General features: G+C 64.6%; 14 protein-coding genes. 3 read left to right on the top strand and 11 right to left on the bottom strand.

Annotated elements, in window-relative coordinates:
• Positions 1-62 precede the first annotated feature (62 nt).
• The 4 genes from glmM to rlmE form a co-directional block, all read right to left on the bottom strand.
• Entirely contained in the window at positions 63-1,424 is a 1,362-nt protein-coding gene (gene glmM, locus H146_RS0114225) for a phosphoglucosamine mutase (protein WP_019952556.1), read from the bottom strand.
• Between the two features lies 1 nt (position 1,425).
• On the bottom strand, positions 1,426-2,283 hold the full coding sequence (gene folP, locus H146_RS0114220) for a dihydropteroate synthase (protein WP_019952555.1): 858 nt from the start codon (positions 2,281-2,283) through the stop codon (positions 1,426-1,428).
• Between the two features lie 89 nt (positions 2,284-2,372).
• Positions 2,373-4,346 (bottom strand): ATP-dependent zinc metalloprotease FtsH, encoded by a 1,974-nt coding sequence (gene ftsH, locus H146_RS0114215; protein WP_019952554.1) that lies wholly within the window; start codon positions 4,344-4,346, stop codon positions 2,373-2,375.
• A gap of 99 nt (positions 4,347-4,445) precedes the next feature.
• Complete coding sequence (gene rlmE / locus H146_RS0114210; RefSeq protein ID WP_026352002.1) at positions 4,446-5,102, bottom strand: 23S rRNA (uridine(2552)-2'-O)-methyltransferase RlmE; 657 nt, start codon at positions 5,100-5,102, stop codon at positions 4,446-4,448.
• A gap of 157 nt (positions 5,103-5,259) precedes the next feature.
• Here rlmE and yhbY point away from each other — a divergent pair, with 157 nt between their 5' ends.
• The gene (gene yhbY, locus H146_RS0114205) at positions 5,260-5,571 is read left to right on the top strand and encodes a ribosome assembly RNA-binding protein YhbY (RefSeq protein WP_019952552.1); all 312 of its coding nucleotides are present in this window, start codon (positions 5,260-5,262) and stop codon (positions 5,569-5,571) included.
• A 75-nt stretch (positions 5,572-5,646) separates the two neighbouring features.
• On the opposite strand, the gene greA is transcribed toward yhbY, so the two are convergent.
• From greA to dapB, 6 genes are all read right to left on the bottom strand, one after another.
• Positions 5,647-6,126, bottom strand: a complete 480-nt coding sequence (greA, locus tag H146_RS0114200; RefSeq protein WP_019952551.1) for a transcription elongation factor GreA — start codon at positions 6,124-6,126, stop codon at positions 5,647-5,649.
• Complete coding sequence (gene carB, locus H146_RS0114195; RefSeq protein WP_019952550.1) at positions 6,123-9,353, bottom strand: carbamoyl-phosphate synthase large subunit; 3,231 nt, start codon at positions 9,351-9,353, stop codon at positions 6,123-6,125. The genes greA and carB overlap by 4 nt, the downstream gene beginning before the upstream one ends.
• A 9-nt stretch (positions 9,354-9,362) precedes the next feature.
• Positions 9,363-9,767: a type II toxin-antitoxin system VapC family toxin gene (locus tag H146_RS0114190; RefSeq protein ID WP_019952549.1), complete on the bottom strand. Its 405-nt coding sequence runs from the start codon at positions 9,765-9,767 to the stop codon at positions 9,363-9,365.
• 4 nt (positions 9,768-9,771) lie between these two features.
• Positions 9,772-10,887, bottom strand: coding sequence for an AAA family ATPase (locus H146_RS21910; protein WP_019952548.1), 1,116 nt, complete (start codon positions 10,885-10,887; stop codon positions 9,772-9,774).
• A 36-nt stretch (positions 10,888-10,923) separates the two neighbouring features.
• On the bottom strand, positions 10,924-12,078 hold the full coding sequence (gene carA, locus H146_RS0114180; protein ID WP_019952547.1) for a glutamine-hydrolyzing carbamoyl-phosphate synthase small subunit: 1,155 nt from the start codon (positions 12,076-12,078) through the stop codon (positions 10,924-10,926).
• Positions 12,079-12,472: 394 nt separating this feature from the next.
• On the bottom strand, positions 12,473-13,279 hold the full coding sequence (dapB, locus tag H146_RS0114175; protein WP_019952546.1) for a 4-hydroxy-tetrahydrodipicolinate reductase: 807 nt from the start codon (positions 13,277-13,279) through the stop codon (positions 12,473-12,475).
• A 72-nt stretch (positions 13,280-13,351) separates the two neighbouring features.
• Between dapB and H146_RS22350 the strand changes: the two genes are divergently transcribed.
• Complete coding sequence (locus H146_RS22350) at positions 13,352-13,747, top strand: esterase-like activity of phytase family protein (RefSeq protein WP_019952545.1); 396 nt, start codon at positions 13,352-13,354, stop codon at positions 13,745-13,747.
• On the top strand, positions 13,737-14,309 hold the full coding sequence (locus H146_RS0114165) for an esterase-like activity of phytase family protein (protein ID WP_019952544.1): 573 nt from the start codon (positions 13,737-13,739) through the stop codon (positions 14,307-14,309). The genes H146_RS22350 and H146_RS0114165 overlap by 11 nt, the downstream gene beginning before the upstream one ends.
• Here the strand turns inward: H146_RS0114165 and H146_RS0114160 are convergent.
• Positions 14,304-15,395 carry a substrate-binding domain-containing protein gene (locus H146_RS0114160; protein ID WP_026352000.1) on the bottom strand — a complete coding sequence of 364 codons (1,092 nt, stop codon included), beginning with the start codon at positions 15,393-15,395 and terminating at the stop codon, positions 14,304-14,306. The two genes, H146_RS0114165 and H146_RS0114160, sit on opposite strands and share 6 nt — an antisense overlap.
• Positions 15,396-15,440 lie beyond the last annotated feature (45 nt).

Below are 15,440 nucleotides of genomic sequence, written 5' to 3'. Positions count from 1 at the left end.
GGGGCGATGGTAATGGAGCGGCGCCCGGAACACAACCGGCGCCGGCGGTCAAGCTGGCGAGTTCAGAGGCCGCCGGAGGCCATCGCCGTCTCTATTTCAGCGGCGATGCGTTGCGCCATTGCCTCGACGTCCAGATGAGGGCGCCCCTCGACCATGACGCGCATCAGCGGCTCGGTACCCGAGGGGCGCAGCAGTATCCGCCCCTCGTCACCCAGCTGCGCCTCGACGCCGTCCACCGCCTCGCGGATCGCCGCGACCTCGAGCAGTCCGGCTCTGTCGATACCCGGCACCAGCCTCACGTTGACCAGCGCCTGGGGCGCTTTCTCCATGTCGGCGAGCAGTTCGGACAGCGAGCGCTGCTGGCTCACCATGATGCTCAATACCTGTAGCGCCGAGACGATGCCATCGCCGGTCGTCTGGGCGTGGCCGCAGACGATATGACCCGAGGACTCACCGCCCAGCTGCCAGTCGCGCTGGCGCATGCGCTCAATCACGTAGCGGTCACCCACTTTCGCCCGCTCGAAGGGGATGCCCAGCGCCTCCAGCGCTGCCGCCAGACCGAAATTGCTCATCAGGGTGCCGACCACGCCGCCGCCCAGTACGCCGCGGTGATGGCGGTCACGGGCGATGATATAGAGGATGTCGTCGCCGTCGACGATACGCCCGCCGCCGTCGACCATGATCACCCGATCGCCGTCGCCGTCGAAGGCGACGCCCAGATCGGCACCGCTCTCCAATACCCTGTCGCGCATCGCTTCGGGGTGGGTCGAGCCCACTTCACGGTTGATGTTGACCCCGTCGGGGGTGGTACCCAGCGTCACCACCTCGGCACCCATTTCGCGGAAGACATTGGGCGCGATGTGATAGGTGGCGCCGTTGGCACAGTCGACCACGACTTTCAGTCCGTGCAGACCGAAGCGATTGGGCACGGTCGATTTGCAGAACTCGATGTAGCGTCCGGCGGCATCGTCGATACGTACCGCCTTGCCCAGCCGATCAGGACCGACAGTGTCGAGTTCGCCGTCGAGCTCACTTTCAATCTCGTCTTCGATCTCATCGGCGAGTTTGCTGCCCTCGCCGGAGAAGAATTTGACGCCGTTGTCCTGGTAGGCGTTGTGCGAGGCGCTGATCACCACCCCGGCACTGGCGCGGAAAGTGCTGGTGAGATAGGCGATACCCGGCGTCGGCATCGGCCCCAGCAGCGCAACATCGACGCCGGCGGCCGAAAATCCCGCCTCCAGCGCCGACTCGAACATGTAGCCGGAGATGCGCGTATCCTTGCCGATCAGCACCCGCGGGCGCTTGTGCCGGCGCGCCACCACGCGCCCTGCGGCCCAACCCAGGCGCAGCATGAAATCAGCGGTGATCGGCGCCTCGCCGACCGTGCCGCGAATACCATCGGTACCGAAATAGCGTCGTGCCATGTTATTCGCCTTCCTCGAGCACCGCCTGCGTCATGCGGATCGCATCGACGCTGGCGGCGATATCGTGGGTTCGGATGATCCAGGCGCCCTTGCTGACTGCCAGCGCGGTCAGCGCCAGACCGGCATGCAGGCGCTCGTCCACCTCGCGGCCGAGCGTTCGGCCAATAAAGCCCTTGCGCGAGGTGCCCACCAAAAGCGGACAGCCCAGCCGCTCGAGGTAGTCGAGACGGTTCATCAGCCGCAGATTGTGTACCAGCGTCTTGGCGAAGCCGAAACCGGGATCAAGAATCAGCCGCCGCTCGTCGATACCGGCCGCGCGGCAGGCTTCCATACGCTCGAGGAGAAAATCATGCACCTCCTCCTCGATGGGGCGAGCGTAGCGCGGGTCGTTCTGCATGGTGTCGGGTTCGCCCACCATGTGCATCAGACACACCGGCAGACCACTGTCGCAAGCCGCTTCCAACGCGCCCGGCCGGCGCAGCGAGCGCACGTCGTTGAGCAGCGCCGCGCCGCATGCCGCCACCTCGACCATCACTTCGGGAGCGCTGGTGTCTACCGACACTGGCACCCCCAGCTCGCCGGCCAGCCGCTCTACCACCGGCACTACCCGATCCAGCTCCTCGTCGATACTGACCGGCGTGGCACCGGGGCGGGTCGATTCCCCGCCAACATCAATGATATCCGCCCCCTCGGCCAGCATCTGCTCGGCGCGGCGCAGCGCGCCGTCGAGGCGATGGTGGCGGCCACCGTCGGAGAAGGAGTCGGGCGTCACATTGAGAATGCCCATCACCTGCGGGCGGCTGCGCGCCAGCCGGTGGCGGCCGCACTGCAGTTCGCTGCTCGTCTCGGCTGGCGACAAGGTGGCTGCTCCCGAAAACCATGGACATGAAAAACCGAGCGTAAAAAACCGCCCCGGAGGGCGGTCGTCATGATACTGCAATAAAGGATTCAGTGTCCCGATGAACCGCCCAGCGGATCGGAGGGACGGCGACGGGTGTCATCGCTTTCGTCACCTTCGGGGGTGTCATCCACCGGCCGCACGTCCTCGTCGCTGGCGGGGGCACCGAGACCGCTGCTCGGGCCGTCATCGCCGGGCTCACGCGGCGGGCGCGGATCACGACCTTCCATGATGTCCTGAATCTGCTGGGTATCGATGGTTTCAAAGCGCACCAGCGCCTCGGCCATGGCATCCAGCTTGTCGCGATTGTCCTGCAGAATCTGCTCGGACTGCTTGTAGCACTCGTCGATGATGCGACGAATTTCCTTGTCGAGCCGCGAGGAGGTCTCGGCGGAAGTGAACTTGCCACCGCCATTGCCCGGGCCGCCGAGGAACTGATGCGACTCGTCCTCGTCATACATCAGCGGTCCCATCTCCTCGGAGAGGCCCCACTTGGCGACCATGTTATGAGCCAGCTCGGTCGCCCGCTTGATGTCGTTGGAGGCACCGGTGGTCACACCATTGGCCCCCAACGTCATCTCCTCGGCGATACGACCACCGAACAGCGAGCAGATCTGGCTGATGATCTGCTGACGCGTGAAACTGTAGCGGTCCTCGTTGGGCAGGAACATGGTGACACCCAGCGCCCGCCCGCGCGGAATGATGGTGACCTTGTAGACCGGATCGTGCTCGGGCATCAGCAGACCAATGATGGCATGTCCCGATTCGTGATAGGCGGTGTTGCGCTTCTCCTTCTCGGACATCACCATCGAGCGCTTCTCGGCGCCCATCATGATCTTGTCCTTGGCCATTTCCAGCTCGTTCATGCTGATCAGGCGGCGGTTCTTGCGCGCTGCAAACAGCGCCGCCTCGTTGACCACGTTGGCCAGTTCGGCGCCGGAGAAGCCGGGCGTGCCGCGAGCGATCAGCTCGGGCTTGACGTCGTCGGCCAGCGGCACCTTGCGCAGGTGAACGCCGAGAATATGCTCGCGGCCGCGTACGTCCGGCAGCCCCACCGTGACCTGGCGGTCGAAACGGCCCGGGCGCAGCAGCGCCGGGTCGAGCACATCGGGGCGGTTGGTGGCCGCAATGACGATAATGCCCTCGTTGGCCTCGAAGCCGTCCATCTCGACCAGCAGCTGGTTGAGGGTCTGCTCGCGTTCGTCGTGACCGCCCCCCATCCCGGAGCCGCGCGAACGACCCACGGCGTCGATCTCGTCGATGAAGATGATGCAGGGCGCCTGCTTCTTGGCCTGCTCGAACATGTCACGCACGCGGGAGGCGCCCACGCCGACGAACATTTCGACGAAGTCGGAACCGGAGATGGTAAAGAAGGGTACCTTCGCCTCGCCGGCGATCGCCTTGGCGAGCAGCGTTTTACCGGTACCCGGTGGCCCCACCATCAGTACGCCACGGGGAATCTGACCGCCGAGACGCTGGAACTTGGAGGGGTCCTTGAGGAAGTCGACCAGTTCCTCGACCTCCTCCTTGGCCTCGTCGCAGCCGGCAACGTCCTTGAAGGTGGTCTTGACCTGTTCATGCGACAGCAGCTTGGCCTTCGACTTGCCAAACCCCATCGGCCCGCCCTTGCCGGAGCCGCCACCCTGCATCTGACGCATGAAGAACAAAAAGATGGCCAGAATCAGCAGGATCGGGAAACTGGCGATCAAAAGCCGCGTCCAGATGCTCTGCTGATCGGGCTCCTGCCCCACCACATTGACGTTGTTGGAGAGCAGGTCGTTCATCAGCTGCGGATCGTCGGTCGCCGGCCGAATGGTCTGAAAGCTGGTACCATCCTTGCGCTGGCCGCGAATTTCGTAGCCGTCAATGGTCACCTGCTGCACCTTGTCGTTCTGCACCTGCTGAACGAACTGCGAGTAACTCATCGAATGCGGCGATTCGTCGACGCTGAAGTTGTTGAACACCGTCAGCAGCACCGCCGCGATGATCAACCAGAGAATCAGATTCTTGGCCATATCGTTCAAGGGGACACCCTCATTACGTCATTCAGCCTGTCGTGCGCGGCCTTTCATGGTGGCAATTGTGGTGACACTCAATGGGGCCGCAGCGTGATGATTGCAAGCTCAGGCGCGAAATCCGCGCCCCAGCAGATAAACTTCCCGCGAGCGCGGGCGTGAGGCTTCGGGCTTGCGAGTCTGGACCTTGTCAAAGTGCCGGCGCAATTCGGCGAGGTAGTCATCAAAACCTTCGCCCTGAAACACCTTGGCGAGAAAGTCGCCGCCCGGCGACAGCACCTGCTGCGCCATATCCAGCGCCAGCTCGACCAGGTACATGGCACCGGGTTGGTCGATCGCCGCCTGGCCGCTCATGTTGGGCGCCATATCGGACAGCACCAGATCGACCGGCTGACCATCCAGCGCTTCGAGCATAGCATGCAGCGTCGCCTCTTCAGTGAAATCACCCTGAATAAAGTCGACGCCGCCGACAGGATCCATCTCCAGAATATCGGTTGCTACCACTCGACCGCTGCTGCCGACCCGGGCTGCGGCTACTTGGCTCCAGCCCCCGGGTGCGGCGCCCAGATCGACCACACCGGCGCCCTTTTTCAGCAGCCGGTCGCGATCGTCGATCTCGATCAGCTTGTAGCTGGCGCGGGAGCGATAGCCATCGGCCCAGCGGCGCTTGACCCAGACATCGTCAAAGTGCTCCTTCATCCAGCTGCTGTCGCCGGCACTCTTTTTGCCCTGGCCCGATTGTCGCGAATTTCTGGCGCGTGTCACGTTGTCATCCGGCGGTAATTGATCGTGCGGGCGCAGGAGACAACGCCCTCGTCGCGGTCATTGGCGGCTCTCGCCGCGCTACCAGCATGGCGCCGCAACGACGCTATCGGGTAGGATGGGCGTGAATCAACCAGGGATCAAGGACGACCAATCCGACATGAGCCTGACAGCGTCACAAAAGAAAACCCTGAAAAGCGTGGGCCACATCCTCGACCCGGTCGTACAGATCGGCGATCGCGGCCTGACCGAGGGCGTGCTGGGCGAGCTCGAGCGCGCCCTCAACGACCACGAACTGGTCAAGATCAGGATTGCCGGTGCCGAGCGCGATGAACGCGCCAAACTGATCCAGCGGCTGATCGAGCGCTCCGGCGCCGAGCTGGTGCAGAGCATCGGCAAGACCGCGCTGCTCTATCGCCATAACCCCGAGGCCGATCCGAGGCTCTCCAATATCGCCCGCTATACCGAGTAGGCAAGCGCGCCTGCCCCGATGGCAGAATCCGGCCGCAACGAACTCTCGGGGCACGCCCCCCTCACGCCGGCGCCATCATCCGATGTGCTCCACCGCGCTGATCTCGTATTCGACCTCGCCACCGGGCGTGGTGACATTGACCACATCGCCCTCTGCGCGACCCACCAGTGCACGGGCGATGGGCGAGCCCACCGAGATCTTGCCGGCCTTGATATCGGCCTCGTCCTCACCGACGATGCGGTAGCATACCTCCTCGTCGGTATCGAGATTGATCAGCGTCACCGTGGTGCCAAAGATCACCTTGCCGGTCTGCGGCATTTTGGTGACGTCGATCACCTGGGCGTTGGACAGGCGCGATTCGATCTCCTGAATGCGCCCCTCGATGAAGCCCTGCTGCTCACGGGCGGCATGGTACTCGGCGTTCTCCTTGAGATCGCCGTGCTCGCGCGCCTCGGCGATCGCCGCGATGACCCGCGGACGCTCTTCGCCCTTGAGATGATTGAGCTCTTCGCGCAGGGCCTGCTCGCCCTGCACGGTCATGGGAACCTTGTTCATGTCATTACTCCTGCATGGAGTTCCTGAAGTCGCCGCACGGTGATCTCGTCACCGTATTCGAGCGCCATACAGACGGCACGCGCCCCCGCCAGCGTCGTGGCGTAGGGTACCTTGTGCGCCAGCGCAGAGCGGCGAATCATGGAAGAGTCGTTGATCGCCTGGCGCCCCTCGGTGGTATTGACGATATAGGCAATCTCGTCGTTCTTGATCATGTCGACGATATGAGGGCGCCCTTCGAACACCTTGTTGACCGGCGCCACCGGCAGCCCGGCAGCTTCCAGCGCCGCGGCCGTGCCGCGCGTGGCGATCAGTGTGAAACCCAATGTTAACAGAGAGCGGGCCACCTCGATAACGCCCGCCTTGTCCGGCTCGCGCACCGACAGAAAGGCACGGCGCTCGCCGCTCAGCGGCGGAATCGCTTCGCCGGCGCCCAGCTGCGCCTTGTAGAAGGCCTCGGCGAAGGTCGTACCGCTGCCCATCACCTCGCCGGTGGATTTCATCTCCGGGGTCAGAATGGGGTCGACGCCGGGAAACTTGTTGAACGGGAAGACCGCCTCCTTGACGCTGTAGAAGGTCGGGATACGCTCTTCCATGAAATCGAGCTCGGGCAGCGTGCTGCCGGCCATCACCCGTGCCGCGACCTGCGCCAGCGAACGGCCGATGCACTTGGAGACAAAGGGCACGGTGCGCGAGGCGCGCGGATTGACCTCGATGACGTAGATCTCGTCATCCTGCCAGGCGAGCTGCACGTTCATCAGCCCCACCACGTTGAGCTCCAGCGCCATGCGCTGCACCTGGTCGCGCATATGGTCCTGCACCTCGGCAGGCAGCGCATAGGGCGGCAGCGAACAGGCGGAGTCGCCGGAGTGCACGCCGGCCTGCTCGATATGTTGCATGATGCCGCCGATGACCACATTTTTACCGTCGCTGACGGCGTCGATATCCACCTCGATGGCGGCATTGAGGAAGTGATCCAGCAGCACCGGCGAGTCGTTGGAAACCTTGACCGCGTGGGTCATGTAGCTCTCCAGCTCCTCGGGGGAGTAGACGATCTCCATCGCCCGGCCGCCCAGCACATAGGAGGGGCGCACCACCAGCGGATAGCCGACCCGCTCGGCCTTGACGAAGGCGTCCTCGAAGCTGCGTGCGGTGGCATTGTCGGGCTGTTTGAGGCCCAGCTTGTCGATCATCTGCTGAAAACGCTCGCGATCCTCGGCGCGGTCGATGGCATCCGGCGCGGTGCCGATGATCGGCACGCCGGCCGCCTCCAGCTCGCGCGCCAGCTTGAGCGGCGTCTGACCGCCGAACTGCACGATCACGCCGACCGGCTTCTCGACTTCGAAGATCGCCAGCACGTCCTCCAGCGTCACCGGCTCGAAGTAGAGCCGATCGGAGGTGTCGTAATCGGTCGATACCGTTTCCGGGTTGCAGTTGACCATGATGGTTTCATAGCCGTCCTCGCGCATGGCGAGAGCGGCGTGCACGCAGCAGTAGTCGAACTCGATGCCCTGGCCGATGCGGTTGGGGCCACCGCCCAGCACCATGATTTTCTGCCGGTCGCTGGGGTCGGCCTCGCACTCCTCCTCGTAGGTGGAGTACATATAGGCGGTGGCGGTGGGAAACTCGGCGGCGCAGGTATCGACCCGCTTGAAGACCGGGCGCACCGCCAGCGACTGGCGGTGCTCGCGAAAGGCCTTTTCACTGACGCCGATCAGCCGCGCCAGGCGCGCGTCGCTGAAGCCGCGGCGCTTGTAGAAATAGACCTGCTGACGGCTGAGCTCCTTGAGCGAGGCACGGGCGATCTGTCCCTCGAGAATCATCAGCTCCTGCAGCTGGATCAAAAACCAGCGGTCGATGTTGGTATAGCCGAATACCTCGTCGAGGCTCCAGCCGGCGCGGAAGGCGTCGGCGATATAGAAGATGCGATCCGCACCGGGACGCTGCAACTCGCCCTGCACCAGCTGCGCGGCGGCTTCGTCAAAGCGGGTGATTTTGGGGTCGAGGCCATCGACGCCGATCTCGAGACCGCGCAGCGCCTTCTGCAGCGACTCCTGAAAGGTGCGGCCGATCGCCATCACCTCGCCCACCGACTTCATCTGGGTGGTCAGGCGGTCATTGGCCTGGGGGAATTTCTCGAAGGTGAAGCGCGGAATCTTGGTGACCACATAGTCGATCGCCGGCTCGAAGGAGGCCGGCGTAGCGCCGCCGGTAATCTCGTTTTGCAGCTCGTCGAGGGTATAGCCCACCGCCAGCTTGGCGGCTACTTTCGCGATCGGGAAGCCGGTTGCCTTGGAGGCCAGCGCCGAGGAGCGCGACACCCTGGGGTTCATCTCGATCACCACCATGCGCCCGGTATCCGGGTTGACGCCGAACTGAACGTTGGAGCCGCCGGTCTCGACGCCGATCTCGCGCAGCACCGCCAGCGAGGCGTTGCGCATGATCTGGTACTCCTTGTCGGTCAGCGTCTGGGACGGTGCGACGGTGATCGAGTCGCCGGTGTGCACGCCCATGGGGTCGAAGTTCTCGATCGCACAGACGATGATGCAGTTGTCGCTCTTATCGCGCACCACCTCCATCTCGTACTCTTTCCAGCCCAGCAGCGACTCGTCGATCAGAAGCTCGTGGTTCGACGACAGCTCGAAGCCGCGCTGACAGATCTCCTCGAACTCCTCGCGGTTATAGGCCACGCCGCCGCCGGAGCCGCCCATGGTGTAGGAGGGGCGGATAATGCAGGGAAAGCCCAGCTCGGCCTGGATCTCGCGGGCCTCGTCCATGGCATGAGCGACCCGCGCCCGCGGACACTCGAGGCCGATATTGCGCATCGCCTTGTCGAACAGATCGCGATCCTCGGCCTTCTCGATGGTGGCGGCGTTGGCGCCGATCAGCTCGACGCCGAATTCGGCCAGCACGCCGCGACGATCCAGCTCCAGCGCACAGTTGAGCGCGGTCTGCCCGCCCATGGTGGGCAGCACCGCGTCCGGGCGCTCGCGCTCGATGATGCGCGCCACCGTCTCCCAGGTGACCGGCTCGATGTAGGTGGCATCGGCCATCACCGGATCGGTCATGATGGTGGCCGGATTGGAGTTGACCAGGATGACCCGGTACCCCTCCTCGCGCAGCGCCTTGCAGGCCTGGGCGCCGGAGTAGTCAAACTCGCACGCCTGGCCGATAACGATGGGCCCGGCGCCGATGATCAGGATGCTGTGCAGGTCGGTACGTTTTGGCATGTGACGTCGTTATTCCATCAATTCACGGATAGCGGCGATGTCGCTATCCTGACTAAGCATTTCGAGTTCGTTGGATTCGGCACAGACGCAGTGGAAAACATCGAACCGGCGTTTATCCAGAGGTCTGCCGTGTCGCGCCGCCTGCTGAAACACTTGAGCGGCACGGTAAGCGTCACGGCCGCGAATCTCGAACTCCTGAAAATCGTCCAGTGCGGCGCTCAGCTCATCCAGCGAGACGTGTCTGGCACCGCGCAGCACCTCGTAGCGAATCAGCGGTGTGATCGCCAGCCTGACCTGCGGATCCCGAAGCAGCCCGGCCAGGCGGCTTTTTGCAGCCTCATGGTCCTCATTACCCGGCTCGCCATCAAAGGCGCCGATCAGCAGGTTGGCGTCCAGCAGGAAAGCACGCGCCATGGTATCAACCCTCCTCCCCTTTCAGGAGGCCGAGCAGTCTGCTCTTGGCTTCACTCTGGTCATCATTCGACAACGACTCACGCTTGAGCGCATTGAGATCGACCCCCAGCGCCGAATCCAGCACGTCGACAAAGGCGCGCTTGTCCGGCGAATCGATCAGCGTGGAGCGCACGACGCCAGCGTCATCGCGCACCAGCAGATAGGCCTCACCCTCTTCCAGCTGTGTCAGCACCAGCGGCGAATGGGTCGCCACATAAAAGGTCGTGTGGGGCAACAGATGCTTGAGCACGGCAATAATTGTCGTCTGCCAGCTGACATGCAGGTGGCTCTCGATCTCGTCGATCAACACGATACCCGCCAGCTCACGCAGACTCGCCGTATCGCTGAAGGCGGCATAACCGGCCACGATCGCCTGCACCAGCCTGAGCAGTGAAGCGAAACCGGAGCTCAGCTCATCCAGCTGGCGCCATTCACCCTCGATCTGCAGTGACACCTGGCCGCTGCCATCCACCTGCAAGCTGTGCGCATCGATACGCTCATCAAGGGCATGGAGCATCTCCAGCACGGTATCGATCTCGATCCGGCGATTGTCCGCACCCTTCTGATAAGGGTTGACCGACTGGGCGCGCAGTACGAACCAGGCCGCCACATCCTCTTCCATGGCTGCCTGTGCCAGCCCCCCCGACTGCAGGGTGTCACCAATCCGCGCGAAGTAGCGCTGCTGACGCTCCTCGAAGGAGCCCAGATAGTGCTGGCTACGCGACTGCGCAGCCGTCAGTGACGAACGTCCCACCGCGCCGACCATCACCACCGGACGATCATGAGGGGCAGCGTCTGCATGTTGGCGAATATCTACCGCTATGCCCGACCTGACAGGTGGCCGCATTACAAAGGCGGGCTCCCCATCGATCGACAGCGACGCCATCACCGACCAGTGCCCTTGCTGTACCAGCTCGCCTGCCTGTCGGTGCCGGCACAGCCACATCTGATAAAGGGCCTCCAGGCACTTGGTCTTGCCCACGCCGTTGCTGCCGAACAGAGTAAAAACGCGCGCCTTGTCGTCGAGGGTCAGTTCGACCCGCCCCACCCCCTTGAGCTCTTCGATCACGATATCGGTCATGCGCTCACTCCCGGCCATCCGGCCTCTCGACTAATGTCAGGCCGCCTGACGGCGCGCCGACATCATCGCCACGAAACGGTCGAAAAGCGGTGAGACATCATGGGGACCGGGGCTCGCTTCCGGATGTCCCTGGAAGCTGAAGGCCGGTCGATCGGTGCGCTCGATCCCCTGCAGGGTGCCGTCGAACAGCGAACGATGCGTAGCGCGTACATTGCCGGGCAGGGTCGCTTCATCGACCGCGAAGCCGTGATTCTGGCTGGTGATCATCACATGGCCCGAGTCGATATCCAGCACCGGGTGGTTGGCGCCGTGGTGGCCCAGCTTCATCTTGACCGTCGAGGCGCCGCTGGCCAGTCCCAGCAGCTGGTGGCCGAGGCAGATGCCAAATACCGGCAGGCCGGTGTCGACGATTTCGCGAATGGCGCGGATGGCGTAGTCGCAGGGCTCCGGGTCGCCGGGCCCGTTGGCGAGGAAGACGCCGTCGGGGTTGAGCGCCAGCACCTCGCTGGCCGGCGTCTGCGCCGGCACCACGGTGAGCCGGCAGCCGCGGCCGGTCAGCATGCGCAGGATGTTGTGCTTGGTACCGAAGTCGTAGGCCACCACGTGCCAGGGGCGCTCGCCTTCACGCAACCTGGCGTAACCTTCGGCCAGCGTCCACTCGCCGTCGTGCCACTCGTGTACCTCGCCGGTGCTCGCCTCGCGCGCCAGATCCATGCCCTTGAGGCCGGGGAAGGCGCGTGCCGCCGCCAGTGCCTGCGCCACCGCCTCCTCCCCCTGAGCCTCGGGGCCGGCGAAAATAGCGCCGTTCTGTGCTCCCTTGTCGCGCAGCAGGCGGGTCAGGCGACGGGTATCGATATCGGCGATACCCATAATGCCGTGCGCCGCCAGATACTCATCCAGCGCTTTCACGCTGCGAAAGTTGCTGACCAGCCGCGGCAGATCGCGAATCACCAGCCCGGCAGCGTGGATACGATGGGACTCGATATCCTCCTCGTTGACGCCGGTGTTGCCGATGTGGGGGTAGGTGAGGGTCACGATCTGGCGGGAGTAGGAGGGGTCGGTGAGTATCTCCTGATACCCCGTCATGGCCGTGTTGAACACGACCTCGCCGCTGGTCTCGCCGTCGGCGCCGATGGAGACACCGTGAAATACGCTGCCATCCTCGAGCGCCAGTATCGCGGGTTTGATCAATGCAACGTCCTCCACAGGGCAATAAAGAGCGCCCAGCACCGTTCGCAGCGGGACGGCACTGGATCGGATCGGCAGGCCGGCGTCGCCGCGCCATCAAACCTCGGGTCGTAAAAAGGCGGGACGAAATCCTCTGGGTTTCATCCCGCCTGGGCGTTCGAGATATGGCGTGCGAGCGCGGGTGCAACCCGGCCAAATTGGGCCGATGATACCCGATTTCGTCCTTTCGTGCTATTGGCCGCCGGCGCTGCTCACCGTCGAAGTGATCGGAAGCGGGGCCGCGCCAGCGGTAGCCACAGGCCAGGCCCTTGAGGGTCAACCACGCAAGCGGCGGCCACGTCATCGTCGCTATGCTCCAAAGTAGATCGAATCGGACAAGGAAGCGCTACCAGGGCCATTATTTGAGCCCCAGCACATCCTGCATGTCGTACTGCCCGGCATCGCGCGTCATCAGCCAGTGGGCGGCGCGCACCGCGCCGCGGCCGAAGGTGAGCCGGCTGGAGGCCTTGTGGCTGAGCTCGAGACGCTCTCCCTCGGCCGCAAACAGGACCGTATGTTCACCGACGATGTCGCCGCCGCGCACGGTGGAAAAGCCGATTTCGCGGGCGCTGCGCGCGCCGGTGTGGCCCACGCGCTGGAAAACGCCGTCCTTTTGCAGGTCGCGCCCCAGCGCCTCGGCCACCGCGCGCCCCATCATCAGCGCAGTGCCGGAAGGGGCATCGACCTTGTGGCGATGGTGGGCCTCGATGACCTCGATATCGAAGCCGGCATCGCCCAGCGCCCGCGCCGCCGTGGCAAGCAGATTGAGCGACAGATTGACCCCGGTGCTCATGTTGGCAGCAAATACCAGCGGCACCTGCCCGGCGTAGTCGGCAAGGGCCGCCTGCTGGTCGTCATCAAGGCCGGTGGTACCGATCACCATGCGCTTGCCGCGCTCGGCGCACAGCGCCAGGTTGGCCAGCGTCAGCGTTGGCGTGGTGAAGTCGATCAGCACATCGATGTCGTCGATGATCTCGTCGAGTTTGCCTACCAGGGGTACCCCCAACCGCCCCAGCCCTGCCAGTTCGCCGGCGTCGGCACCTACCAGCGAGCTGTCGGGGCGTACCACGCCGCCCGCCAGGCTGGCCTGCTCGTCGCGCTCGACCGCCTCGAGCAGCATTTTACCCATGCGCCCGGCGGCGCCGCTTACCGCAATGCGTGTCATGCCCTCTCCGCTCTTTTTTCCGTCTGCCATGCGCGCCACTATAGCGCATCCCCCATCGTAACCGGAGACACCATGTCCCTGCGGCCTCCTGCCCGGTTTCTCGCTGCCCTGCTGCTGCCGATCGCCCTGCCCGGCTGCAGTGTCGCCGGCCCGCTCGACCCCGGCGGCCCGCCCGGCGGCAGCCGACCGCTGACACTGGACTGGTGCGGCATGCTCGAACTTCCCGACAGCATGCCGGATGGCACGGCGCTGGGCGGGCTGTCGGCGCTCGCATGGGACGCAGAGCACGAGCGGCTCTATATGCTCTCCGACCGCGGTCGGCTCTACCACGCCCGCCCTCGTTTCGATGCCGGCGGCGAGCTGACGCACCTCGAACTGCTGGACAGTTTTGCGCTGCGCCACCGCGACGGCAGCCGCCTCGAGATGCCCATGGCGGACAGCGAATCAGCTGGCACTTGTGAACGCTGATGACGGCACAGCGGAGCTGCTGATCGGCTTTGAGCGGCACCACCGGCTACAGCGTTTTGACAACGAAGGCAGAGCGCTGGCGCCGCCCTTCTCGCCTGCGGCACTGGCAGGCACCTCGAACAACGGCGGACTGGAAGCCATGACCCATCATCCGGTACGCGGCGTCATCGCCGGGCTGGAATTTGCCTCACCGGGCATGGCCGCGGACGAAAGCCGCCTGTTCGACCTCGACGGCCACGAGTGGCAGTGGCAGCGCGGCAGCGACAGCAGCGGCCTGACCGATATGGCACCGCTGGGCGACGGCCTTTTGATGCTGGAGCGCGACTTCCGGCCCGGCCGGCCGCTTTTCATTACGCTGTCGCAGGCCACCTTCGAGCGCGGCGGTTTGAAGCGCCGGGTGCTGGCGCGGCTGGCCAGTGACGAGGGCTGGCGGCTGGATAACTTCGAGGGTCTGACCGACCTCGGCGGCGGGCGCTACCTGATGGTCAGCGACGACAACTTCAGCCTGCTGCAACGCTCGCTGCTGGGCTGCTTCGAACTGCCGGACGACAGCACGCTATAGGGTGCCCGCGGCACGCTCGCGATCTTCCGCCAGCAGCGCCTCGAAGGTCGTCACTTCGCCGCAGCGATCCGCTGCGTAGCCGTCGAGTGCGTCGATCCCGGCGGCGAGCTGCTTCGATGTCATATAGGCCAGCAGCGCCTGAACCCGCTCCTGCGACAGCTGCTCCTCGCGGCACAGCAGCAGATAGTGCTCGCCACAGAGGTCGATGAAATCGAGCCCGAACTGCGCCGCTGCCCCTTCAAGGCCAAAGCCCACATCGGCCATGCCCGCCGCCACATAGGCGGCCACCGCGGTGTGAGTAAACTCCTCCTGACGCGCCCCCTGAATCTGCGCCTCGTCGATGCCCTGGCGGGCCAGCAGCAGATTGAACAGCACCCTCGTTCCCGAATGCGCATCGCGGTTGATAAAGCGAATGCCGGCGCGGGTCAGGGCGTCCAGCCCACTGATGCGCTCCCCCTCACCGGCGCGCACCATCAAGCCCTGGCGCCGCGTCACGAAGCGGATGACCGCCAGATCCCGATACGCCAGCTGGCGCCGGTAGCGCTGCATGACCCGCTCGGCCAACTGCGGGCAGGTCGGCACGTGAAAGCTGGCCAGATCGCACTCACCGCGCTCGAGAGCGTCGAGCGCCTCGCCCGGATGGCAGTAGCGCAGATCCAGCTCACCGGCAAAATCGGGCAGCAGGGCCACCGCATAGCCGTGGCTGGCATGCAGTCGCAGCACCCGGTGTTCACCGTCCAGCAGCTGCTGCAACTGGTGGTTGAGTTCGGAGGCCATGCTGTCGATCTGCGGCCCCAGCCGCGCCTTCATGCGCTGCTCCGACCACAGCAGCGTCTCGCCCAGCGCCGAGAGCCGGGTGCCGTGGCCGCGGCGCATCTCGACCAGCGGCTGCTCGAAGAACCTTTCGCCGCGATCAAGCAGATTCCAGGCATGGCGATAGGAGACACCGGCCGCCTGAGCGGCACGGGTCAGCTTGCCGCTCTCGCGCAGGTGGGCCAGCAGCCGAAAGAGCGTCGGGTCGAGCAGCTCGCCGGCCTCGCTGCGAAACAGCCACACCGGGATGATATTCAACTTTCTACTAAGCATGGCTGTTCATATTTTGTGACCGTAGCGAGAGTGCTAGTTTGGCGT

Source organism: Kushneria aurantia DSM 21353 (genome assembly GCF_000382245.1).
Classification (GTDB): domain Bacteria; phylum Pseudomonadota; class Gammaproteobacteria; order Pseudomonadales; family Halomonadaceae; genus Kushneria; species Kushneria aurantia.
This window is presented reverse-complemented; position numbering and strand designations above follow the sequence as displayed.

Excerpts from the sequence above, each read along its gene's own strand:
- glmM (WP_019952556.1), bottom strand. The coding sequence starts at position 1,424 with ATGGCACGACGCTATTTCGGTACCGATGGTATTCGCGGCACGGTCGGC.
- yhbY (WP_019952552.1), top strand. The coding sequence starts at position 5,260 with ATGAGCCTGACAGCGTCACAAAAGAAAACCCTGAAAAGCGTGGGCCAC.
- greA (WP_019952551.1), bottom strand. The coding sequence starts at position 6,126 with ATGAACAAGGTTCCCATGACCGTGCAGGGCGAGCAGGCCCTGCGCGAA.
- carB (WP_019952550.1), bottom strand. The coding sequence starts at position 9,353 with ATGCCAAAACGTACCGACCTGCACAGCATCCTGATCATCGGCGCCGGG.
- H146_RS0114190 (WP_019952549.1), bottom strand. The coding sequence starts at position 9,767 with ATGGCGCGTGCTTTCCTGCTGGACGCCAACCTGCTGATCGGCGCCTTT.
- H146_RS21910 (WP_019952548.1), bottom strand. The coding sequence starts at position 10,887 with ATGACCGATATCGTGATCGAAGAGCTCAAGGGGGTGGGGCGGGTCGAA.
- dapB (WP_019952546.1), bottom strand. The coding sequence starts at position 13,279 with ATGACACGCATTGCGGTAAGCGGCGCCGCCGGGCGCATGGGTAAAATG.
- H146_RS22350 (WP_019952545.1), top strand. The coding sequence starts at position 13,352 with ATGTCCCTGCGGCCTCCTGCCCGGTTTCTCGCTGCCCTGCTGCTGCCG.
- H146_RS0114160 (WP_026352000.1), bottom strand. The coding sequence starts at position 15,395 with ATGCTTAGTAGAAAGTTGAATATCATCCCGGTGTGGCTGTTTCGCAGC.